The organism is Streptomyces sp. NRRL F-4489 (assembly GCF_001509485.1).
In the GTDB taxonomy this organism is placed as follows: Bacteria; Actinomycetota; Actinomycetes; order Streptomycetales; family Streptomycetaceae; genus Streptomyces.
Genome location: NZ_LLZI01000146.1, coordinates 57392 through 79085, shown reverse-complemented (window position 1 = coordinate 79085; position 21694 = coordinate 57392). Strand labels below are relative to the sequence as shown.

General features: G+C 73.1%; 24 protein-coding genes. 8 read left to right on the top strand and 16 right to left on the bottom strand.

Annotated elements, in window-relative coordinates; all coding sequences use genetic code 11:
* Window positions 1-182, bottom strand: a 182-nt coding sequence (locus ADL22_RS36150) for a hypothetical protein (RefSeq protein WP_234430685.1), incomplete at its 3' end; no start/stop codon positions are given.
* Between the two features lie 119 nt (window positions 183-301).
* Window positions 302-952: a DNA-3-methyladenine glycosylase gene (locus tag ADL22_RS13775; protein ID WP_066977917.1), complete on the bottom strand. Its 651-nt coding sequence runs from the start codon at window positions 950-952 to the stop codon at window positions 302-304.
* 158 nt (window positions 953-1110) lie between these two features.
* Here ADL22_RS13775 and ADL22_RS13770 point away from each other — a divergent pair, with 158 nt between their 5' ends.
* From ADL22_RS13770 to ADL22_RS13760, 3 genes are all read left to right on the top strand, one after another.
* Window positions 1111-1893 (top strand): sporulation protein, encoded by a 783-nt coding sequence (locus ADL22_RS13770; protein WP_066977914.1) that lies wholly within the window; start codon window positions 1111-1113, stop codon window positions 1891-1893.
* 43 nt (window positions 1894-1936) lie between these two features.
* Window positions 1937-2473: a YbhB/YbcL family Raf kinase inhibitor-like protein gene (locus ADL22_RS13765; protein WP_066977912.1), complete on the top strand. Its 537-nt coding sequence runs from the start codon at window positions 1937-1939 to the stop codon at window positions 2471-2473.
* A gap of 420 nt (window positions 2474-2893) precedes the next feature.
* Window positions 2894-3400: an HNH endonuclease gene (locus tag ADL22_RS13760; protein ID WP_066977908.1), complete on the top strand. Its 507-nt coding sequence runs from the start codon at window positions 2894-2896 to the stop codon at window positions 3398-3400.
* A 44-nt stretch (window positions 3401-3444) separates the two neighbouring features.
* Here ADL22_RS13760 and ADL22_RS13755 read toward each other — a convergent pair whose 3' ends face one another.
* The 4 genes from ADL22_RS13755 to ADL22_RS13740 form a co-directional block, all read right to left on the bottom strand.
* Entirely contained in the window at window positions 3445-4218 is a 774-nt protein-coding gene (locus tag ADL22_RS13755) for a sulfite exporter TauE/SafE family protein (RefSeq protein WP_066977905.1), read from the bottom strand.
* A 76-nt stretch (window positions 4219-4294) separates the two neighbouring features.
* Window positions 4295-5230, bottom strand: a complete 936-nt coding sequence (locus tag ADL22_RS13750; protein ID WP_066977902.1) for an SPFH domain-containing protein — start codon at window positions 5228-5230, stop codon at window positions 4295-4297.
* Between the two features lie 99 nt (window positions 5231-5329).
* Window positions 5330-5743 carry an NfeD family protein gene (locus ADL22_RS13745; RefSeq protein ID WP_066977899.1) on the bottom strand — a complete coding sequence of 138 codons (414 nt, stop codon included), beginning with the start codon at window positions 5741-5743 and terminating at the stop codon, window positions 5330-5332.
* A 99-nt stretch (window positions 5744-5842) separates the two neighbouring features.
* A complete protein-coding gene (locus tag ADL22_RS13740) occupies window positions 5843-6655 on the bottom strand; it encodes an ABC transporter ATP-binding protein (RefSeq protein ID WP_079064104.1) in 813 nt (270 codons plus the stop codon).
* A 90-nt stretch (window positions 6656-6745) separates the two neighbouring features.
* Between ADL22_RS13740 and ADL22_RS13735 the strand changes: the two genes are divergently transcribed.
* Window positions 6746-7561, top strand: a complete 816-nt coding sequence (locus ADL22_RS13735) for a hypothetical protein (protein WP_066977895.1) — start codon at window positions 6746-6748, stop codon at window positions 7559-7561.
* 131 nt (window positions 7562-7692) lie between these two features.
* On the opposite strand, the gene ADL22_RS13730 is transcribed toward ADL22_RS13735, so the two are convergent.
* The 4 genes from ADL22_RS13730 to ADL22_RS13715 all read right to left on the bottom strand — a co-directional run bounded on the left by ADL22_RS13730 (window position 7693) and on the right by ADL22_RS13715 (window position 10380).
* On the bottom strand, window positions 7693-7938 hold the full coding sequence (locus tag ADL22_RS13730; RefSeq protein WP_066977893.1) for a chaplin: 246 nt from the start codon (window positions 7936-7938) through the stop codon (window positions 7693-7695).
* A gap of 168 nt (window positions 7939-8106) precedes the next feature.
* On the bottom strand, window positions 8107-8352 hold the full coding sequence (locus tag ADL22_RS13725) for a chaplin (RefSeq protein ID WP_066977891.1): 246 nt from the start codon (window positions 8350-8352) through the stop codon (window positions 8107-8109).
* A gap of 194 nt (window positions 8353-8546) precedes the next feature.
* A complete protein-coding gene (locus ADL22_RS13720) occupies window positions 8547-9230 on the bottom strand; it encodes a response regulator (RefSeq protein WP_066977888.1) in 684 nt (227 codons plus the stop codon).
* Entirely contained in the window at window positions 9223-10380 is a 1158-nt protein-coding gene (locus tag ADL22_RS13715; protein WP_066977885.1) for a GAF domain-containing sensor histidine kinase, read from the bottom strand. Before ADL22_RS13715 ends, ADL22_RS13720 begins: the two co-directional genes overlap by 8 nt.
* Before the next feature lie 425 nt (window positions 10381-10805).
* Between ADL22_RS13715 and ADL22_RS13710 the strand changes: the two genes are divergently transcribed.
* Window positions 10806-11453, top strand: a complete 648-nt coding sequence (locus ADL22_RS13710; protein ID WP_066977882.1) for a nitroreductase family protein — start codon at window positions 10806-10808, stop codon at window positions 11451-11453.
* Between the two features lie 383 nt (window positions 11454-11836).
* Entirely contained in the window at window positions 11837-12574 is a 738-nt protein-coding gene (locus ADL22_RS13705) for a transglycosylase SLT domain-containing protein (protein ID WP_066977878.1), read from the top strand.
* 94 nt (window positions 12575-12668) lie between these two features.
* On the opposite strand, the gene ADL22_RS13700 is transcribed toward ADL22_RS13705, so the two are convergent.
* Entirely contained in the window at window positions 12669-15227 is a 2559-nt protein-coding gene (locus ADL22_RS13700) for an FHA domain-containing protein (RefSeq protein ID WP_079064103.1), read from the bottom strand.
* Window positions 15228-15756: 529 nt separating this feature from the next.
* Between ADL22_RS13700 and serB the strand changes: the two genes are divergently transcribed.
* The gene (gene serB / locus ADL22_RS13695; RefSeq protein ID WP_066977874.1) at window positions 15757-17001 is read left to right on the top strand and encodes a phosphoserine phosphatase SerB; all 1245 of its coding nucleotides are present in this window, start codon (window positions 15757-15759) and stop codon (window positions 16999-17001) included.
* A gap of 240 nt (window positions 17002-17241) precedes the next feature.
* Here serB and ADL22_RS13690 read toward each other — a convergent pair whose 3' ends face one another.
* The 4 genes from ADL22_RS13690 to ADL22_RS13680 form a co-directional block, all read right to left on the bottom strand.
* Window positions 17242-17760: a SixA phosphatase family protein gene (locus tag ADL22_RS13690; RefSeq protein ID WP_066977871.1), complete on the bottom strand. Its 519-nt coding sequence runs from the start codon at window positions 17758-17760 to the stop codon at window positions 17242-17244.
* A 112-nt stretch (window positions 17761-17872) separates the two neighbouring features.
* Window positions 17873-18091, bottom strand: a complete 219-nt coding sequence (locus ADL22_RS13685) for a hypothetical protein (protein ID WP_066977868.1) — start codon at window positions 18089-18091, stop codon at window positions 17873-17875.
* A 224-nt stretch (window positions 18092-18315) separates the two neighbouring features.
* Window positions 18316-18432, bottom strand: a complete 117-nt coding sequence (locus tag ADL22_RS36665) for an SGM_5486 family transporter-associated protein (protein WP_267890163.1) — start codon at window positions 18430-18432, stop codon at window positions 18316-18318.
* A gap of 187 nt (window positions 18433-18619) precedes the next feature.
* The gene (locus ADL22_RS13680) at window positions 18620-19960 is read right to left on the bottom strand and encodes a CynX/NimT family MFS transporter (RefSeq protein WP_066977866.1); all 1341 of its coding nucleotides are present in this window, start codon (window positions 19958-19960) and stop codon (window positions 18620-18622) included.
* Between the two features lie 166 nt (window positions 19961-20126).
* Here ADL22_RS13680 and ADL22_RS13675 point away from each other — a divergent pair, with 166 nt between their 5' ends.
* Window positions 20127-20810, top strand: a complete 684-nt coding sequence (locus ADL22_RS13675) for a FadR/GntR family transcriptional regulator (RefSeq protein WP_066977864.1) — start codon at window positions 20127-20129, stop codon at window positions 20808-20810.
* A 110-nt stretch (window positions 20811-20920) separates the two neighbouring features.
* Here ADL22_RS13675 and fabI read toward each other — a convergent pair whose 3' ends face one another.
* Window positions 20921-21691 carry an enoyl-ACP reductase FabI gene (gene fabI, locus ADL22_RS13670; RefSeq protein WP_066977861.1) on the bottom strand — a complete coding sequence of 257 codons (771 nt, stop codon included), beginning with the start codon at window positions 21689-21691 and terminating at the stop codon, window positions 20921-20923.
* Window positions 21692-21694 lie beyond the last annotated feature (3 nt).

The following is a 21694-nucleotide window of genomic DNA, read 5'->3' as shown; positions in this document are numbered from 1 at the left end:
TTTCTCGCGGTTCCGACTTTATCAGATCCTTTTTCGTTCCCGGTCCGCCGCTCGGTGAGCCGCGGGTGGTTCGAATTCGGTTCCGATTTTCGTCGGAGGTTTTCGCCTTTCGGCGTGGTCACTACTTTAGCGGCTTTTCCTGGCGGCTCATAATCGAGCCGGACCGGGTCGGATTTCGGCAATGCCGAAGGAGACCCGTCAGGGAGTCGTGCGAAGTAGTGGATGTACCGCTTCAGGCAACGCAGATAGCGCTGCCTCTGTCCAGCGGCTCGGGCTACGTTAGACGCTCGGCGGGCCGGAGTCAAGAACTCGGGGTGGAGCGGCGCCTGGGCACGTGGGGGCGGTAGGGGCTGACGGTGGGGTCGCCGTCGATCCAGTAGCGCCAGGGGTGGTCGGCGCCGTCGCCGCCGACGCCGGTGCGGGGGCCGTTGCGCACCTGGGCGCCGGGGGCCGGGGTGCCGTGCAGGATCGTGATCGGGCTGCCGTTCCGGGCGCAGACGTCGATGCCGTCCAGGGAGCGGTCGATGTCCAGGGCGGTGGCCAGCCGGGCCGGGCCCTTGGCCAGCTCGTTGGTGGAGCGGGCCTTGGGGCGGCGGGCGGCGGCCAGCGGCGTACCGGTGAGGACCTCGCCGGCGCGCAGCAGCACCGCGCTGGCCATGCCCTCGGGGCCGCACACCAGGTTGATGCTGAACCACATGCCGTAGATGAAGTAGACGTACGCGTGGCCGGGCGGGCCGAACATCGTGGCGTTGCGGGCGGTGCGGCCGCGGTAGGCGTGGGAGCCGGGGTCGATCTCGCCGGCGTACGCCTCGACCTCGGTGAGGCGGAGCTCGATGGGGCCGTCGGGGCTGTGGCGTACCAGGGTGCGGCCGAGCAGGTCCGGGGCGACCTCCAGGACGGGGCGGTCGAAGAAGTCGCGCGGGAGGGGGGTGCGGTCCGGTCCGTCAGTCATGCGTTCCGAGCGTAGTGGAGGGGGGACGGTGGTCCGGGCGGCCGGTTTCCGTGGGTGCGGGGGCGGTGTTGGGGTGATCGCTTCGGGTGCGCCAGGATCGGGCGGTGATCGGTTCGGCCGGCTGTAGGGGTGCGCGGGGCGCGCCCGGGGAGGACGACATGGGGTTCAAGAAGCTGCTGGCGAGTCTGGGGGCCGGGGGCGCGACCGTGGAGACGGTGCTCTTCGAGGAGAACGTGGTCCCCGGGGGCGTGGTGCAGGGGGAGGTGCGGATCCAGGGCGGGTCGGTGCCGCAGGCGATCCAGGGGCTGTCGGTCGGGCTGCAGGCGCGGGTGGAGGCCGAGCACGGGGACGGGGAGGTCGTGCGGGACGTCGAGTTCACCCGGGTGCGGCTGGGCGGGGCGTTCGAGGTGCAGGCCGGGGCGGTGCACACGGTGCCGTTCGGGCTGGAGATCCCGTGGGAGACGCCGGTGACCACCTTCATGGGGCAGCCGCTGCACGGGATGGACGTGGGGGTGGCGACGGAGCTGGCGATCGCGCGGGCGGTGGACTCCGGTGATCTCGATCCGGTGCACGTCCACCCGCTGCCGGCGCAGCAGGCGGTCCTGGACGCGTTCGGGCGGCTGGGGTTCCGCTTCCTGTCGGCCGATCTGGAGCAGGGGCGGATCCACGGGACGCGGCAGCGGCTGCCGTTCTACCAGGAGATCGAGTTCGCCGCGCCGCCGCAGTACCGGGGGCTGAGCCAGGTGGAGCTGTCGTTCGTGGCGGACGAGCGGGAGATGGACGTCGTACTGGAGATGGACAAGAAGCCGGGGCTGTTCAGCGAGGGGTCGGACACCTACCGGTCGTTCACGGTGGGGTTGTACGACTTCGAGGGGACCGACTGGGCGGCGTATCTGAACCAGTGGCTGGCCGAGGTCGGCGGGCGGCGGAACTGGCTCTAACCTGGCCGGACGAAGTGTCGGCAAACGACCAGGAGGTCTTCAGGTGTCCGAGCTGAAGCGGCGGCCGCTCCCCCACGATTTCCACCCGCCGGTACCGGAGTTCACGGTGGTCAGCGAGGAGGTGGAGCCCGGCGGGACGCTGCGGCCCGAGCAGGTGTACGCCGAGGGGAACCGCTCCCCGCAGCTGCGCTGGGAGGGCGCTCCGGAGGGGACCAGGAGCTACGCCGTCACCTGCTTCGATCCGGACGCGCCGACCGGCAGCGGCTTCTGGCACTGGGTGGTGTTCGATATCCCGGCGTCGGTGACCGAGCTGCCGGCGGGTGCGGGCAGCGGTGAGATGAAGGGGCTGCCGGAGGGGGTCGTGCACGTCCGCAACGACTACGGGACGCGGGACTTCGGGGGCGCGGCGCCGCCGCCCGGGGACGGTCCGCACCGCTACGTCTTCACCGTGTACGCGGTGGACCAGGAGAAGCTCGGGCCGGACGCGGACGCCTCACCCGCGGTGGTCGGCTTCAACCTGCGCTTCCACACGCTCGGGCGGGCGCAGCTGATCGGTGAGTACGAGGTGGCCGCCGGCTAGCGGCCCGGCCCGGCCGTTCGCCGCGGCCGGGGAAATGCGTTGCGCCCCGGTGTTTCCGGCACGCACAGTGGTGGTCGTACCGCCGCCTCCGCGAGGTGGCGGGCGGCCGGTACCGCGTGGCGGGAGCGCCGGGGCGCTGGTGTGTGCGCCCGCGCTCGCCGGAGCCCGTACGCACGGGGCGTCCGCGCCGGCCGCCGTTCGCTCCGGGTTCCGTGTCACGGGGGCCGGGACCCGGAGCGCACCCTTTCCGTCCGCGCGCGGCGGGCGTCCGCCCGCGGTCCGCGCCATCCCTCGTTCATGCTCTGTTCACCCGCCATCTCCCTTGCGGCACAAGGAAATTGCGTTGTCCGGGGAATACCTGCCCCTGCACAGTGGAGCCACTTCGCCACGAGGGCGATCGGGGTCCGGGAGGTGGACGGGATGCGCGAGACGCTGGTGCTGAATGCGAGCTTCGAGCCGCTGGCGACGGTGTCGCTGCGGCGCGCGGTGGTGCTGGTCATGCAGGACAAGGCGGTCGTCGAACACGCCCACCCGGGCCTGCGGATCCGGGCGGCGTCGGTGGACGTGCCGGTGCCGCGGGTGATCAGGCTGAGCCGGTACGTCCGGGTGCCGTTCCGAAGACAGGCGCCGTGGTCGCGGCGCGGGGTGCTGGTGCGTGACCAGCACCGGTGCGCGTACTGCGGGAAGCGGGCGACGACCGTGGACCACGTGGTGCCGCGGTCGCACGGCGGCGGGGACACCTGGCTGAATACCGTCGCTTCCTGTGCGGAGGACAACCACCGCAAGGCCGACCGGACGCCGGAGCAGGCGGGGATGCGGCTGCTCCGGCGGCCGTTCGTGCCCACGCCGGCGGACGCGCTGGTCTCGGCGCTCGGGGTGTCCGTGCGGGAGGAGCTGCCGGACTGGCTGGGGGCGCTGCCCGCGTAGGCCCGGCGGCGCCGGGGCCGTACGGCGGCCGTCGCCGACTCCCGTTATTTCAGGAGGAGTTGGGCGATGGCCGCCAGTCCTACGACGACGATCACGGCGCGCAGGGCGGTGGGCGGCAGGCGGCGGCCGACCTTGGCGCCGAGTTGGCCGCCGATGGCGGAGCCGACCGCGATCAGGACCACGGCCGTCCAGTCGAAGCGGGCGACGAAGAGGAAGAAGAGCACCGCGACGCCGTTGACCAGGGCGGCGAGGACGTTCTTCAGGGCGTTGAGGCGCTGGAAGTCGTCGTTGAGCAGGACGCCCATCAGGGAGAGGTAGATGATGCCCTGGGCGGCGCCGAAGTAGCCGCCGTAGGCGCTGGCCAGCAGCAGGCCGGTGAAGAGGAGGATGCCGCCGTCGCGGCGGGCGGTGGTACCGCGGCGCTCGTGGCGGGCGCGGACCGCGGCGGCCAGCCGGGGCTGGATGACGACGAGCACCAGGGCGACGGCGATCAGGGCGGGCACCACCGCCTTGAAGGCGCCGGCCGGCAGCGCGAGCAGCAGGACCGCGCCGGCCAGCCCGCCGAGGACGGCGGCGGCCGAGAAGCGGAGCACCCGGCGGCCCTGGCCGGCCAGTTCGCGGCGGTACCCTATCGCGCCGCTGATCGAACCGGGTACCAGGCCAAGGGAGTTGGAGACGTTGGCGGTCACCGGCGGGAGGCCGACGGCGAGCAGCACGGGGAAGGTGATGAGGGTGCCGGAACCGACGATGGTGTTGATGGTGCCGGCGCCCAGGCCGGCCGCGAAGACCGCGATTGCTTCCCAGATGGACAAGGCCATCTCCTTACATGGGTCAGGGTCGCCTCCCCGCCCTTGAGGTCGAGGGGCAACCCTGATCATGCACGGTGCGCGCCGTTCAGTCGATGGGGGGCGCCTGGCGCTCCGGGGCGCTGGGCTTGGGGATGCTGCCGCCGCCGGCGGGGTTGAAGTTGCCGATGGCGCCGCCGAGGCCCTTGAGGGCGTCGCCGATCTCGCTGGGGACGATCCAGAGCTTGTTGGCGTCGCCCTCGGCGATCTTCGGGAGCATCTGGAGGTACTGGTACGACAGCAGCTTCTGGTCCGGGTCGCCGGCGTGGATGGACTCGAAGACCACCCGGATCGCCTGGGCCTCGCCCTCGGCGCGCAGCGCGGCGGCCTTGGCCTCACCCTCGGCGCGCAGGATCGCGGACTGCTTCTGGCCCTCGGCGGTGAGGATCTCGGACTGCCGGACGCCCTCGGCCTGGAGGATCGCGGCGCGCTTGTCGCGGTCGGCGCGCATCTGCTTCTCCATCGAGTCCTGGATGGAGGTGGGCGGTTCGATGGCCTTGAGCTCGACGCGGTTGACGCGGATGCCCCACTTGCCGGTGGCCTCGTCGAGGACGCCGCGCAGCGCCGCGTTGATCTCCTCGCGGGAGGTCAGGGTCCGCTCGAGGTCCATGCCGCCGATGATGTTGCGGAGGGTGGTGACGGTGAGCTGCTCGATCGCCTGGATGTAGCTGGCGACTTCGTAGGTGGCGGCGCGGGCGTCGGTGACCTGGTAGTAGATGACCGTGTCGATGTTGACGACGAGGTTGTCCTGGGTGATCACCGGCTGGGGCGGGAACGGCACGACCTGTTCGCGGAGGTCGATGCGGTTGCGGATGGTGTCGATGAACGGAACGACGATGTTCAGGCCGGCGTTGAGGGTGCGGGTGTAGCGGCCGAAGCGCTCGACGATGGCGGCGCTGGCCTGGGGGATGACCTGGATCGTTTTGATGAGTGCGATGAACACGAGCACCACCAGGATGATCAGGACGATGATGATCGGTTCCACAGCGGCTCCCGTGCCCTTCGTTGCTGGTCGTCCCGGCCGCGGCCGGCTCTGCGCTGATCAGTCTTTCAGAGGTGCGGGGCGTCGTGCACACCGTTCCGGTCAGATGACCAGGGCGGTGGCGCCTTCGATCTCGACCACGTCGACCTGCTGGCCGGCCTCGTAGACCCGCTCGCCGTCGAGGGCGCGGGCCGACCAGACCTCCCCGCCGAGCTTGATGCGGCCGCCGTCGCCGGCGTCGACGCGGGTCAGGACGGTGGCGGTGCGGCCCTTGAGGGCGTCGACACCGGAGGCGAGCTCGGGGCTCTGGCCGCGGTGGCGGTTGGCGATCGGCCGGACGACGGCGATCAGCGCGACCGACACCGCGACGAAGACGAGGACTTGCGCGACGGTGCCGCCGCCGAGCGCCGCGGTCACGGCTCCGGCGACGGCACCGACCGCGAACATCCCGAATTCGGGCATCGCGGTCATGACGAGCGGAATGCCCAGCCCCACGGCGGCGATCAGCCACCACACCCAAGGATCCACGGGGTCATGGTAGGTCGGGCGGGCGGTCCGGGGACAGGGCGCGATCGGTCAGCGGCGGGCGGCCGCCGGGCCGTTGGGCGGATGCCCCTACGTGAGGGGCAGGCCCTGGGCGGTCCAGCGGTCGCCGGCCTGGCGCTCGACGACGAGCGGGAGGCCGAAGCAGTGCGAGAGGTTGCTGGAGGTCAGCTCCAGGTCGAGCGGGCCGGCGGCCAGCACCTTGCCCTGACGGATCATCAGGACGTGGGTGAAGCCCGGCGGGATCTCCTCGACGTGGTGGGTGACCATGATCATCGAGGGCGCGTACGGGTCGCGGGCGAGCCGGCCCAGGCGGCGGACCAGGTCCTCGCGGCCGCCGAGGTCGAGGCCGGCGGCGGGCTCGTCCAGGAGCAGCAGCTCGGGGTCGGTCATCATGGCGCGGGCGATCAGGGTGCGCTTGCGCTCGCCCTCGGAGAGGGTGCCGAACTTCCGGTCCAGGTGGGAGTTCATGCCGAGGCGGTCGAGGAAGGCGCGGGCGCGCTGCTCGTCGATCTCGTCGTAGTCCTCGCGCCAGGTGGCGGTCATGCCGTAGGCGGCGGTGAGGACGGTCTGGAGGACGGTCTGCCGGCGCGGCAGCTTGTCGGCGAGCGCGATGCCGGCGATGCCGATGCGCGGGCGCAGGTCGAAGACGTCGACCCGGCCCAGCTGCTCGCCCAGGATCCGGGCGGTGCCGGTGCTCGGGAAGAGGTAGCTGGAGGCGACGTTCAGCAGCGTGGTCTTGCCGGCGCCGTTGGGGCCGAGGATCACCCAGCGCTCCCCCTCCTTCACCGACCACGAGACCTGGTCCACCAGAGCCCGTCCTTCGCGGACCACGGATACGTCCACCAGCTCCAGCACATCGCTCATGAGCGCACTGTCTCCCATTGCTTCTCGGTCGTCGTGTGCGCCTGTAGGCGCAGCCCCCCTGCAAACCTACGCCACTCGATGTCAGTGCCGTTCCCTAGGCTGGGGAGCATGCTCGATGAACCTCGTTCAGGACGGCTGGCGGCATGGGGAAATGCCCTTTTGGCCGGACTTGTCTCACCTGATGACGCCGCGCACCGGATCGCGGAGGACGACGCGGTGCACCGCGTCTCGGGGCTGCCCGGGGAGGACGCCCCGGTCGGCCTGACGCTGGCGCTGGGCCGGCTGCGGGCGCTCGGCGCGGCCGGCCTGCGGGTGGCCCTGCCGGTGCCGGGCCATCCGCTGGGGCTGAGCGGCCCGCCGGAGTTCAACGCGCGGGCGCTCCAGGCCGGGGAGGCGGTGCTCGCCCAGGGCGCCGGGCTGGGCCTCGTCCCGGAGGTGTTCGAGGCGGGTCCCGAGGGCGGGGCCGCCCCGGATGTGCATGTCGAGGTGGTCTGGCACTGCCTGCCGGTGCGCGAGGCGCCGCCGGCCGACGTGCCGTCGCTGGGCGAGGCCGAGCGGGAGCTGGCGGAGGCGCTGCGGGAGGCGACGGAAGTCCTCTCCCGGCTGGACGTGGCCGGTTCGGGACCGGTGGCGGAGGCGGCGCTGGCGGCGTATCGGGCGCGGGCGGAGGCCGGGCGGCGGCTGCTGGCGCCGGGCTATCCGCCGCGGGCGGTGCGGGTGCTGGAGCTGGCGCAGCGGGTCGGCGCGCTGATCGGCATCGCCCAGGGGGCGGGCGGGGACGGCCGGGAGCACGGGGCGGCGGTCAGCTCGTCGCAGATCGCGGCTCGCGCGGAGGCGCTGCGGCCGGTGGAGCGGACGGCGCGGCGGGCGCAGGTGGCGGCGTACAACTCCGCGGTGGAGGAGCGGGAGCGCGGCAGGGGGTGAGCCGGGGCGGGGGGTGAGAGGCGAGACGGGAGAGCCCCGCCGGCCGTGACGGCGGCCGGCGGGGCTTCCGGGGAGGTGTGGGCCTCAACGGCCCGGTGCGGTCCGGGAGGTGGTCCCGGGCCGGCGGGGCGTCAGTTGTTGACGGCCGGGTTGCCGAAGGCGGAGTTCAGCACGCCGACGACGTTGACGCTGTTGCCGGTGACGTTCACCGGGACGTGCACCGGCGCCTGGACGAGGTTGCCCGAGCCGACGCCCGGGGAGTTCAGGGCCTTGCCGTCGGCGTGCGCGCCGCCCTGGGCGAACGCCGCACCGGCGCCGGCGCCGACGGCGAGACCGGTGGTGGCGAGGACAAGGGCGGCCTTTTTGACGGTGTTCATGGTGACGTGATCCTCACATGGCGGCACTGGGCCGGAAATGACGGTGTATGTGGAGAGCGGACCGGCCGCACGGCCAGGGCTGGGCGGGGCCGGTCCGGAAACGACCCGGCGGGCCGGTGTGGCGGCCCGGCGCGGGGTCGGCTGACCGGAGCGGCGAGGCTCCCTGGGTCAGCGGTTCAGGCAGGTGTTGCCGAAGGCCGGGTTGAGCAGGCCGATCACGGAGACGGTGTTGCCGCAGACGTTCACGGGGATGTGCACCGGCACCTGGGCGACGTTGCCCGAGACGACGCCGGGGGACTGGAGCGCGGCGCCCTGCGCCTGCGGGCCGTCGTGCGCCGACGCGACGCCGGCGCCCGCCAGGGCCAGACCGGCACCCGCGATCGTGATGGCCGCAACCCGCTTGATGTTCTTCACTTCGTTCAGCTCCTCGTTACCGATGCCGTGGCCAGCCGCCACGACTGCACTGGAAACGGCCCGGCCGGGAGCGGGGATACGCCGAATGGGCTACGTATACACGACAGTATGAATCTAGGATCCGCGAGGCGACGTTCGGTTTATCGTTCCGCCGCCGCCCGCGGCGGGGCCCCTCCCCCGCCGCGCCCCGGAATTCAGGCGCCGATGCCGTGGCGGACGGCCCACAGCGCGGCCTGGGTGCGGTCGGCGAGGTCGAGCTTCATCAGGATGTTGGAGACGTGCGTCTTGACGGTCTTCTCCGACAGCACCAGCGCGCGGGCGATCTCGCGGTTGGAGCGGCCGTCCGCGATCAGGGCCAGCACCTCGCGCTCCCGGTCGGTCAGCGAACCGCCGCGCCCCTGGCCGCCGTTGCCCTCCTCCTGGGAGAGCAGCGCGCCGGCCACCTCGGGCTGGAGCAGGACGTGCCCGGCGTGCACCGAGCGGATCGCGCCGGCCAGCGCGTCCGGGTCGATGTCCTTGTAGACGTAGCCGGCCGCGCCGGCGCGCAGGGCCGGGACGACGGTGCGCTGCTCGGTGAAGCTGGTGACGACCAGGACGCGGGCGGGGTTGTCCAGCTCGCGCAGCCGGCGGAGCGCCTCGATGCCGTCCGTGCCGGGCATCTTGATGTCCATCAGGACGACGTCCGGGCGCAGCTCCTCGGTGGCGGCGATGCCCTCCGCGCCGTCCGACGCCTCGCCCACCACCTCGATGTCGTCCTGCACCTCCAGGAACGTCCGCAGGCCGCGGCGGACGACCTGGTGGTCGTCGACGAGCAGGACGCGGATCGCACGCCCCTCGCCCGTGGTCCGTTCCGTACCACTCCGGGTGCGCTCAGCCACCGGGCACCTCCATCTCGACTGCGGTGCCCTTGCCGGGCTCCGATTCCACGGTGAGCGTGCCGCCGACGCCGCCGGCCCGGTCGTGCATGGAGACCAGGCCCAGATGGCGGCCGGCCCGGCGGACCGCGCCGGTGTCGAAGCCCCGGCCGTCGTCGGCGACCCGCAGCCGGGCGCCCTGGCCGGCCCGGCCGAGGGTGACCTCGACCCGGGTGGCGCCGGAGTGGCGCAGGGCGTTGTGCAGCGCCTCCTGGGCGACCCGGAGCATCGCCTCCTCCTGGGCGGAGGGCAGTGCCCGTACGCCCTGGGCGGCGAAGGTGACGCGGGCGGAGTGCGCCCGGTCGAGGACCTGGACCTGGGAGCGCAGGGTGGCGACCAGCCCGTCCTCGTCCAGGGCGGCCGGGCGCAGCTCGATGACGGCGGCGCGCAGCTCGTCGGCGGCCTCCGCGGCCAGCGCGGTGACCTGGTGCAGCTCGTCCTTGGCGCGGGCCGGGTCGCGGTCGACCAGGGCGGTGGCGGCCTGGGCGGTGAGGCGGAGCGAGAAGAGCTTCTGGGAGACCGCGTCGTGCAGCTCGTGGGCGAGCCGGGCGCGCTCGCCGGCGATGGTCAGCTCGCGGCTGCGCTCGTAGAGGCGGGCGTTGGTGAGGGCGATGGCGGCGTGCTGGGCGAGTATGCCGAGCAGGCGCTCGTCGTCCTCGGTGAAGCGGCAGCCGTGCGGGCGGGCGGGGCGGGGTTCGGGGCAGCGCTTGTTGGCCAGGAAGAGGGCGCCGAGGATCTCGTCGCCGTCGGCGATGGGGTGGCCGAGGAAGTCGGAGATGTCCGGGTGGGCGTCGGGCCAGCCGCCGAAGCGGGGGTCCTCGCGGACGTCGGCGAGCCGCTCGGGGGTGGCGCTGTGCAGCATCGCGGCGAGGATGCCGTGCTGGCGGGGCAGCGGGCCGATGGCCTTCCACTGCTCGGCGCTGACGCCGTCCACCACGAACTGGGCGAAGCCGCCGTGGTCGTCCGGGACGCCGAGCGCGGCGTACTCGGCGTCCAGCAGCTCGCGGGCCGAGGCGACGATCGTCTTGAGGACGTCGCGCACCTCCAGATGCCTGCTCATGGCCAGGATCGCGGTGCTCACCGCGGGGATTCCGGCACCCGGTCCGTTGGTCATGGCTTCACCGTACCGGCGGGTCGGGCGGGCCGTATCGGTCCGCCGACGCGCTGGGGGTACGCCTGGTGCCTAGGGCTGGGGACCTAGGGCGGGGTGAGGGTCTGGCCCGCACCTCACCCCCTATATAGGGACAGCACCTCTATAGGGCGGCTTGTCCCCTTATATAGGGCGAAAACGGTTGATACGTGGCTAGCTACGGCATCAGGCGCGATGGAACGTACGGGCCGGGTGCCCGCGCAAGGGCCGTCAGCGCCGATCAGTTCGCGCCGATCCGGGCGGATACGGGGCGGGGGCCCGGGGAGCGGGCCCAGACTCTGGGCATGTCCTCTTCACCTTCACCCCACGAGGCGCCCACCGCGCCGACGGAGACGACGACAGGTCCGGCGCAGCGCTGGACGCCGACCCACGGGGAGCCCTACCGGCCGGTGCCGTACCGGCCCGAGCGGATGCCCGCGGCCGAGTCGCTGGCCCGCGCGGCCGAGCTGCGGGAGCGGATGGACCGGCGGCGGACGGTGCGGCGGTTCGCCGCCGACCCGGTCCCGGAGCAGGTCGTCCGGGACGCGATCGCCTGCGCGGCCACCGCGCCGTCCGGGGCGCATCAGCAGCCCTGGACGTTCGTACTGGTCAAGGACCCCGAGGTGCGCCGCCGGATCCGGGCGGCAGCGGAGGCCGAGGAGCGGCGTTCGTACGAGGGGCGGCTGGGCGAGGAGTGGCTGGCGGCGCTGCGGCCGCTGGGCACCGACGAGGTCAAACCGCATCTGACCGACGCGCCGCACCTGATCGTGGTCTTCCAGCAGCGGCACTGGCTGGGCCCGGACGGCGCCAAGCGCAAGCACTACTACGTGGACGAGTCGGTGGGGATCGCGGTCGGGATGCTGCTGTCCGCGCTGCATCTGTCGGGGCTGGCGGCGCTGGTGCACACGCCGAGTCCGATGCGGTTCCTCCAGGAGGTGCTGGGGCGGCCGGCGAACGAGAAGGCGTTCGCGGTGATCCCGGTCGGGTATCCGGCGCGGGACTGCCGGGTGCCGGATCTGGTGCGCAAATCGCTCGACCAGGTGCTGGTCGAGGTCTGAGCGCGGGGCCGCTCGCGGGCTCCTCCACCGGGCCGCCCGGAACCCCGTCCGCGGACCTGCCCGCAGCCCCCGCACGCAATGTGCGATTGCAACTACTAAGGGCGAGATAAACCTCTGGCCGATGTGACCCCGCGCATAGGGCGCAGCTCACTTACGAACCTGCTTAGTGGACCGGGACACCCACTCTGAGCTGGGGTTTCCACGGGGCGGGCGGCTTCGGCCCCGCCCCGTTCCCACTAACCGGGGTCGTACGTCACATCATTGCCGGGCTAATTTTCGGCCGCTAAGAATGGCTCCCGTCGCTCGGCGCCGTGATCAGAAATCGGCGTTCAGCCCGCTCAACGGCCCGGGCGATGTCCGCCATCGGAAGAGGTCGCCCCGCCATGCCCAAGCACCCCGTCTCCGCTCTGAACCTGACCCGGACGCACAAGCTGGTCGCCGCCGGTGTCGCCGCCGCCGGCGCCGCCGCGCTGGTGCTCACCGCCGTCCCCGGCGCCGACGCCGGCCAGAGCAAGGCCGCCGCGGCCCCCGCCAACCTCAACATCCAGCCGGTCGCGTTCAGCGCCGTCGACACCGCCGCCCGCGCCCAGCAGGCCACCATCGCGCAGCAGGCCGACGCCTCCGCCGCGCAGGGCAAGGCCGAGGCCGAGGCCGCGAAGAAGCAGGCCGAGCAGGCCGCCGCCCAGGCCAAGGCCAAGGCGAAGGCGAAGGCCGAGCAGGAGCGCCGGGTGAAGCAGGCGGTCAGCCGCGCCGCGGTCCGCCAGGCCGTCCCGGCCGCCGCCAAGCCGGTCAAGGTCTACCCGAACAACCTCGACGGCTGGATCCGCGAGTCGCTGGACATCATGGCCAAGCACAACATCCCGGGCAGCTACAACGGCATCTACCGCAACCTGATGCGCGAGTCGTCCGGCAACCCCAACGCGATCAACCTCTGGGACTCCAACGCCCAGGCGGGCATCCCCTCCAAGGGCCTGCTCCAGGTGATCGACCCGACGTTCCGCCAGTACCACGTCCCCGGTACCTCCTGGAACATCTACGACCCGGTCGCCAACATCACCGCGGCCTGCAACTACGCGGCCGCCCGCTACGGCTCGATGGACAACGTCAACTCGGCCTACTGAGCCGGGAGTTCCGTACCGACGCGCAACGCCCGAGGGGCGGCACCCATGGACCGGGTGCCGCCCCTCGGGCGTGCCTGGGCGGGGAGCGCCTGCGCTACTTGCGCATGACCTCCGGCTCGTGGCGGCGCAGCAGCCGCGCGACGACGAAGGCGAGCCCGACGCCCAGGGCGACCAGGATGATCACATCCATGACGTAGACGCCGGTCTGGTGCTTCCACAGCGGGTCGGGGTTGCCGGGCTCCCAGGGGAGCAGGGTGTTCATGTCCTCGGTGGCGCCCAGCGCGGCGACCGCCCAGCGGGACGGCATCAGCCAGGAGACCTGGGAGACGCCGACGGTGTCGAAGAGCTGGAAGAGGACGCCGGTGAAGACGACCTGGACGATGGCGAACATGACCAGCAGCGGCATGGTCTTCTCGGCGGTCTTGACCAGCGAGGAGATGATCAGGCCGACCATCATCGAGGTGAAGCCGAGCGCGATGATCGCCACGGTCATCTCGATGGCCGGGGCCTTGGCGACGATCAGGCCCTGGGCCGGCATCGGCCGGGTGGAGAAGCCGATGGCCGCGATGATCACGCCCTGGAGGGCGGTGGCCACGCCCAGCACGATGATCTTGGACATCAGGTACGCCGACCGCGACAGGCCGGTGGCCCGTTCGCGCTCGTAGATCACCCGTTCCTTGATCAGCTCGCGGACCGAGTTGGCGGCGCCGGAGAAGCACATGCCGACCGCGAGGATCAGCGAGATGGTGCTGGCGTCGCGGTTGGTCTGGTGCTTCGCGGTCGGGCCGTAACCGAGGCCGTAGTCGCTGGGGATCAGCAGGGAGACCACGCCGAGGACGGCCGGCAGGATCAGCATCAGGGCCAGGAAGCCGCGGTCGGAGGCGAGCACGGAAACGTACCGGCGCATCAGGGTCCACAGCTGGGAGCCCCAGCTCTGCGACTTCTGTATCCGGGCCGGCGGGGCCTGGACGCTGACCGACTGCGGCGGCGCGGCGTCCAGGTCCGCGGCGTACATCTGGTAGTGCGGGGAGCCGCGCCAGCGGCCGGCCCAGTCGTAGTCGCGGTAGTTCTCGAACGCCGAGAAGACATCGGCCCAGGACTCGTACTGGAAGAAGTTCAGCGCCTCGGCGGGCGGGCCGAAGTAGGCCACCGAACCGCCCGGCGCCATCACCAGCAGCCGGTCGCACAGGGCGAGTTCGGCCACCGAGTGGGTGACGACCAGGACCGTGCGGCCGTCGTCGGCCAGCCCGCGCAGCAGCTGCATCACATCGCGGTCCATGCCCGGGTCGAGGCCGGAGGTGGGCTCGTCCAGGAAGATCAGCGACGGCTTGGTCAGCAGCTCCAGGGCGACCGAGACGCGCTTGCGCTGGCCGCCGGAGAGCGAGGTGACCTTCTTGTCCTTGTGGACGTCGAGCTTGAGCTCGCGCAGCACCTCGCCGATCCGGGCCTCGCGCTCGGACTCCGCGGTGTCGCCGGGGAAGCGCAGCTTGGCGGCGTAGCGCAGGGCCTTCTGGACGGTCAGCTCCTTGTGGAGGATGTCGTCCTGCGGGACCAGGCCGATGCGCTGGCGCAGCTCGGCGAAGTGCTTGTAGAGGTTCCGGTGGTCGTAGAGGACCTCGCCCTGGTTGGCCGGGCGGTAGCCGGTCAGCGCCTTGAGCAGGGTGGACTTGCCGGATCCGGACGGGCCGATGACGGCGATCAGCGACTTCTCGGGGACGCCGAAGGAGACGTCCTTGAGGATCTGCTTGCCGCCGTCGACGGTGACGGTGAGGTGGCGGGCCGAGAAGGAGACCTCGCCGGTGTCGACGAACTCCTCCAGCCGGTCGCCGACCAGCCGGAACGTGGAGTGGCCGACGCCGACGGTGTCGTTCGGGCCGACCGGGGCGCTGCCGGACTTGGGGATCGGCTGGCCGTTGACGTAGGTGCCGTTGTGGCTGCCCAGGTCGCGGATCTCGAACCGGCCGTCCGGGGTGGCGCGGAATTCCGCGTGGTGCCGGGAGACCTGGAGGTCGGAGACGACCAGCTCGTTGTCGAGCGCACGGCCGATCCGCATCACCCGGCCGCTGTCCAGGCGGTGGAAGGTGGTCGGGCTGCGGTCGGCGCCGGCCTGGGGGCGGGCGGCCTGGGGCTGCGCGGCCTGGTGGGGGGCCGCGGCCTGGTGGGGCTGCTGGGCCTGGTGCGGCTGCTGGGCCTGCTGCGGCGGTACGTAGGGCTGGCCGCCGTGGGGCGGGACGTGCGGGTGGCCGCCCTGGGGCGGGGCCTGCCAGCCCTGCTGGGCGGGCGGCTGCGCCTGGCCCTGGTGCGGGGCGGCCGCGGCGGGCGGCGCGCTGAAGGCGTCGGCGGGCGCCGCGGCGGCGGACAGGGTCAGCCGGGGGCCGTCGGTGGCGTTGCCCAGGTGGACGGCGGTGCCGGGGCCGACCTCCAGCTGCTGGACGCGCCGGCCCTGGACGTAGGTGCCGTTGGTGCTGCCGTGGTCTTCGATCAGCCAGCCGCGGCCGGACCACCGGAGGGTGGCGTGCCGCCAGGAGACCCTGGCGTCGTCGAGCACCAAGTCGCCCTGCGGATCACGGCCCACGCTGTAGGACCTGGACGGATCGAGCGTCCAGGTCCTTCCGTTCAGTTCCAGTACGAGTTCAGGCACTCCATGCCCCATTACATAGTCCCCCGAGTGACGCCCTGTACGGGAAGTCCAGGGATGGCGAACATCGTGGGGAACTATTTCAGGCTCGGCCCGCCGACCGGAAACCGGGACGGGAGCGGGATGCGGGGCGCTTCCGGCGGCATCCGGCGAACCCTCCCGGTGAGCCGGAAGCGCCGCTTGTGCCGGGAATGCCGTGTACGTCGCAATGCGGGGGATTCCGGGCGGCGGGGCGGTGCTGCGCGGCGCCGCCGGGGGCGAAGCCTCCATATCAGAGCGGGAGTTGGGGCGCCAGCCCGGTCACCCGGGGCGGTGCAACCGGGCGGCGCGGACACGAGTCCATAACGATCACCGGCGGGCCCCGGGAGGGTACGGGACCGGGGCCCCCGGGAACGGCGGACGGGCCCCTCCGGTGGCGGCGACCGGGGCCGTCCGGTGGCGGTAACGGGTCCGTCCGGTGGCGGGGCGGCAGCGCTCCGTCACCGGGTCCGAACCCCGGACACCCGTACGGCTCCGGTCGTCCGCCGGTTACCGTAAAAGCACCATGAGCGCATCGCAGACCCCGCCGGCCACCGCCGTACCAGGCGACGACGTCCCGACCCTGCTGGTCAAGATCTTCGGGAAGGACCGGCCCGGTATCACCGCCGGGCTCTTCGACACCCTCGCCGCCTACGCCGTCGATGTCGTGGACATCGAGCAGGTGGTGACCCGGGGCCGCATCACGCTGTGCGCACTGGTCACCACGCCCGCGGGCGGGGGCGGCGACGGGGCCTCGGAGGGCGACCTGCGGGCCACCGTGCACAGCTGGGCCGAGTCCCTGAACCTCCAGGCCGAGATCATCTCCGGCCGCGGCGACAACCGCCCGCGCGGTACGGGCCGGTCCCACGTCACCGTGCTGGGGCATCCGCTCACCGCGGAGTCGGCCGCCGCCATCGCCGCCGCCATAACGGGCACGGGGGGCAATATCGACCGGATCTTCCGGCTCGCCAAGTATCCGGTGACGGCCGTGGAGTTCGCGGTCTCCGGGGCGGCGACCGACGCGCTGCGCAGTGTGCTGGCGCCGGAGGCGGCGCGGCTGGGCGTGGACGTCGCGGTGGTCGCGGCCGGGCTCCAGCGCCGGGCGCAGCGGCTGGTGGTGATGGACGTGGACTCCACGCTCATCCAGGACGAGGTCATCGAGCTGTTCGCGGCGCACGCCGGGTGCGAGGCGGAGGTGGCCGAGGTGACCGCGGCGGCGATGCGCGGGGAACTGGACTTCGAGCAGTCGCTGCACGCCCGGGTGGCGTTGCTGCGCGGGCTGGACGCCTCGGTGGTGGACCTCGTCCGCAAGGAGGTGCGGCTGACGCCGGGGGCCCGGACGCTGGTGCGGACGCTGAAGCGGCTCGGCTACCAAGTCGGCGTGGTCTCCGGCGGGTTCACGCAGGTCACCGACGCGCTCCAGGAGGAGCTGGGGCTGGACTTCGCCTCCGCCAACACCCTGGAGATCATCGACGGCAGGCTGACCGGGCGGGTCACCGGGGAGATCGTGGACCGGGCCGGGAAGGCGCGGCTGCTGCGGCGGTTCGCGCAGGAGGCCGGGGTGCCGCTGGCGCAGACCGTCGCGATCGGCGACGGCGCCAACGACCTGGACATGCTCAACACGGCGGGGCTGGGGGTCGCCTTCAACGCCAAGCCGGTGGTGCGCCAGGCCGCGCACACGGCCGTCAACGTGCCGTTCCTGGACACCGTGCTCTATCTGCTGGGCGTCACCCGCGAAGAGGTCGAGGCGGCGGAGACGCACGTGGAGTGAGGGACGGGGGGCTTGTGGGCGCGGGCCCAGGGCCTGGTGAGCGCCCCGGCGCCCGGCCATCCGCCCCCGGCCCCCGGCCCCCGCTTCCCGGACTCGGGAACGGCCCGGCCCCGGCGCGCGGGAGGTGCGCCGGGGCCGGGCCGTTGTCCGTGGCGTCCCGGTCCGGTGGCGTCCCGGCCGGTGGGGTGCGGCCGGGCTCTGCCGGGCTCGCGGGCGCGGGTGAGCGCCCGCGGCCGCGGCTCAGGCGTGCGGCGACCAGAAGCCGATGAGCCGGCCGACGCCGTGCTCGACCGACTTCCAGGAACCGCTGAAGGACAGCACGGCCATCGCCGACGTCGGGAAACCGCTGCGGTTCATCCGCGCCAGCAGATCCCCCTCGGCCTCGCCCGCGAGGGCGTCGGCCAGCGCGTGCATGCCGGGGTTGTGCCCGACGACCAGGAGGTCGTCCACCTCGTCGGAGACCTCGTTGAGCAGGGCGATCAGCTCGCCGAGGGAGGCTTCGTACAGCCGCTCCTCGTAGACCGTCTTGGGCCGCTGCGGAAGCTCGGAGACGACGAGCTTCCAGGTCTCGCGCGTCCGCACGGCCGTCGAGCAGAGGGTCAGGTCGGGGGTGATGCCGGCACCGGCCAGCCAGCGGCCGGCGACCGGGGCGTCCTTGCGGCCGCGGTCGGCGAGCGGGCGGTCGTGGTCGCTGCCGTCGGACCATTCGGCCTTGGCGTGTCGGAGCAGGACAATCCGGCGGGGTGTATCGACGCTCATGCGTCCCAGCTTCCCATGAAAGCCGTGACCCGGCGCGGGGTGTTGACACCTCCGCCCGGCCGGGTGAACGGCCCTCTCCCGGCGCCGGGAGAGGCCGCTGGAGCGGGCCCGCTCAGCGGCCGGACGGGATCACTCCGGCGAGGAATTCCAGCACCGGCCGAAGGCCCTCCGGGGAGTGCGCCGCACCGGCCGCGCCCGCCTGCGCGGGATGGGCCAGCAGCACCAGCAGGGCTATGAAGGAGACGGCCGGCAGCGCCAGCGCCCACCACGGCAGCGCGCTCCGCCCGCGGGAGGCCGGCAGGGCGGACGGGCGGCGGAACGCGGTGGACATGGCGGGCTCCTGGACGGGTCGCGGGGACGGCGCACCACCGGCCGGCGGCGCGCCCACCGCCCTTCCGGCGGTGTGTCTCCGACGCTACGGACTCCCGCCGGCCGTTCCCATCCGGGAAACCCCCCAGAGATCCCTGACACCTATCCCCTAGGGGATCCCCAGGGGTTCGGCACGGACCCGCCCGGCCCGCGTACCGCGGGCGCCAGGTGCGGGCCGTCACGGCGTCATGGCGCGGCGATGCTCGCGATGATCGCGACGACGGCGGTCACGCCGAGCATCAGGCCGAGGACGAGCAGCAGCTTCTTCTGGCTGCCCTGCGGATTCGGTTCGAGCACTGGCATGCGCCCAGTGTCGCACCCGCCCCCGGCGCGCCCCCGGCCAGGGCGCGCGCCCGGCTCCCGGCGCGCCGCCACCGCGCCCCGGGAGGGCTGCCGTCCGGTCCGGCGAGCGGGACGCCCCGGCCCCGCGAGCGGACCGTCCCCGGCCCGGTGGGCCGGCAGTCCGCGACCCGGCGCCCGAAAGCGCCCGTCAGCGCTCGTCCTCGATCCGCCGGTTCCGCCCCGCCAGGAAGCCCACCGCGATCTGCGGCACCATCAGCCCCACCATCAGCGCGATCGGCAGCCCCCAGCCCCCGCTGTGCTGGTAGAGCGTGCCGACCAGCAGCGGCCCGGGGATGGAGATCAGATAGCCGACGCTCTGCGCGAAGGCGGAGAGCTTGACCACGCCGGCCGGGCTGGACGAACGCATCCCGATCATCGTCAGGGCCAGCGGGAACGCGCAGTTGGAGATGCCCATCAGCAGCGCCCAGCACCACGACCCGGCGGCCGGCGCCAGCCACAGCCCCGTATAGCCGGCCAGTCCGCAGACCCCCAGGACGACCACCAGCGGCCCCTGGTGCCGCATCCGCGCCGCCAGCCGCGGCAGGACGAAGGAGAGCGGCACGCCGACCGCCATGGTGACCGCCAGCAGTACGCCCGCGGTGCCCGCCGAGACCCCGGCGTCGCGGTAGATCTGCGGCATCCAGCCCATGGTGATGTACGCGGCGGTCGCCTGGAGGCCGAAGAAGACCGCCAGCGCCCAGGCGGTCGGCGAGGAGGTGATCCGTATGGGGGGTGCGGCGGATTCCGGCGTACCGCTTTCCGGTGCCGCCGCTTCCGATGCCGGACGGCGCCGCAGCACCACCAGCCACGGCAGCACCGCGAACACCGCGAGCAGCGCCCACACCGTCAGCCCGGTGTGCCAATCGCCGCCCAGCGCACCGGTCATGGGCACGGTGAGCGCCGCGGCGAGGGAGGTGCCCAGGGCCAGCGCCATGGAGTAGAGCCCGGTCATCGGGCCGACCCGGTCGGGGAACCACGTCTTGATGACCACCGGGAGCAGGACGTTGCTGACCGCGATACCGGCCAGCGCCAGCCCGCTGCCGGCCAGGAACCCGGCCGTCCCTCCGGCGTACGGGCGGACCGCCACGCCCACCGCGATCGCCGCCATCCCCGCGCACACGATGGCGCCGGGCCCGAAGCGCCGGGCCAGCCGCGGCGCGGCGATCCCGAAGACGGCGAAGCACAGCGCCGGTACGGAGGTCAGCAGGCCGGCGACGGTGCCGCTCATGCCGAGCCCCTCGCGGACCTCCTCCATGAGCGCGCCGAGGCTGGTGATGGCGGGGCGGAGGTTGAGCGCGGCGAGGACGAGACCGGCGATCACGACCCCCGGCAGCCAGCGGGCGGCGGCCGGCGCGGCGCCCCGGCCCCGCCCGGGTTCCGCGCCCCGTCCGGCTTCGGGGCGCGCCGGAGCGGCGCCTTCGGCGGGCCGGTCGGAGGTTTGCAGGGGCTCGGCGGCCGGGCCGAGGGTCGCGAGGTCTTCGTCTGCCATAGGGGCCATCATAGAATCATGGGATGAATAGGTGTCCAGTCCCCGGCACGCGCCGTCTCGGTAGCCTCGGGGCACCACCCCGGCGCCACGGGCTCCCATACCCCGCCCGCGTCCGCGCCGCCGCCGTCCGTCCGGCCCACCGGCCGCCGCACCCCGGAGCCCCGCCATGCCCCTGACCTCGCCCCGCCGCTCCGCGCTGGCGGACCAGGTGATCGCGCAGCTGCGCGCCCAGATCACGTCCGGCGACTGGCCGGTGGGCTCCCGCATCCCGACCGAACCGGAGCTGGTCGAACAGCTCGGGGTGGCCCGCAACACCGTCCGCGAGGCCGTACGGGCGCTGGCGCACAACGGCCTGCTGGACATCCGGCAGGGCTCGGGCACGTACGTCGCGGCCACCAGCGAGCTGGCCGGGGTGATGAACCGCCGGTTCGCCGACGCCGACCCCGGGCACGTCGCCGAGCTGCGCTCCGCCCTGGAGGCCGCGGCCGCCCGGCTCGCCGCGCGGCGCCGTACGGAGGCCGATCTGCGGCAGCTGGACGCGCTGCTGGAGCGCCGCGAGGGGGCCTGGCGGTCCGGGTCCGCCGAGGCGTTCGTGGCGGCCGACACGACGCTGCACATGGCCGTGGTGGCGGCCTCCCACAACGACGTACTGGCCGCGGTCTACGCCGATCTCGGCGGTGTGGTGCGCGACTTCCTGCGGGCCGATGTCGGCACCGTGCTGCGCCCGGAGGCGCATATGGACCACTCGCGCCTGGTGGAGGCGATCCGCGCCGGCGACGGTGAACGGGCCGCGGCCGAGGCCGGCGCCCACTCCTTCGGCTGCCGCGGCCCCCTCCTGGAGAGCGGCTGACCTGCGCGCCCTTCTGGAGCGCGGCTGACCCGCGCGCCCACGGGGGCCGGATACGCGTACCGCCCGCCCCGGGCGGACCGGGACGGGCGGTACGGAGAGCGCGGCAGGCGTCAGGCGCCCATCATGTGCACGCCGCCGTCGACGTGCACGATCTCCCCGGTGGTCTTCGGGAAGAAGTCCGACAGCAGGGCGACGACACCGCGGCCCGCGGGCTCGGGGTCGGCCATGTCCCACTCCAGCGGGGAGCGGGTGTTCCACACCTCGGCCAGGTCCGAGAAGCCCGGGATGGACTTGGCGGCCATCGAGCCGATCGGGCCCGCCGAGACGAGGTTGCAGCGGACGTTCCGCTTGCCGAGGTCGCGCGCCAGATAGCGGCTGGTGGCCTCCAGGGCGGCCTTGGCCGGGCCCATCCAGTCGTACTGCGGCCAGGCGAACTGCGCGTCGAAGGTCAGGCCGACCACCGCGCCGCCCTCCTCCGGCATCAGCGGCAGGCAGGCCATGGTCAGCGACTTCAGCGAGAACGCCGAGACGTGCATGGCCGTGGCGACCGACTCGAAGGGCGTGTTGAGGAAGTTGCCGCCCAGGGCGTCCTGCGGGGCGAAGCCGATGGAGTGGACGATGCCGTCCAGCCCGCCGAGCTCCTCGCGTACCAGGCCCTCCAGGCGGTCCAGGTGCTCCTGGTCGGTCACGTCCAGCTCGATGACCTTGGCGGGCTTCGGCAGCTTCTTGGCGATGCGCTCGGTCAGGGTGGGCCGCGGGTACGCGGTCAGGATGACCTCGGCGCCCTGCTCCTGCGCGACCTTGGCCGCGTGGAAGGCGATCGAGGACTCCATCAGCACACCCGTGATCAGGATGCGCTTGCCGGCGAGGATTCCACTCATGCT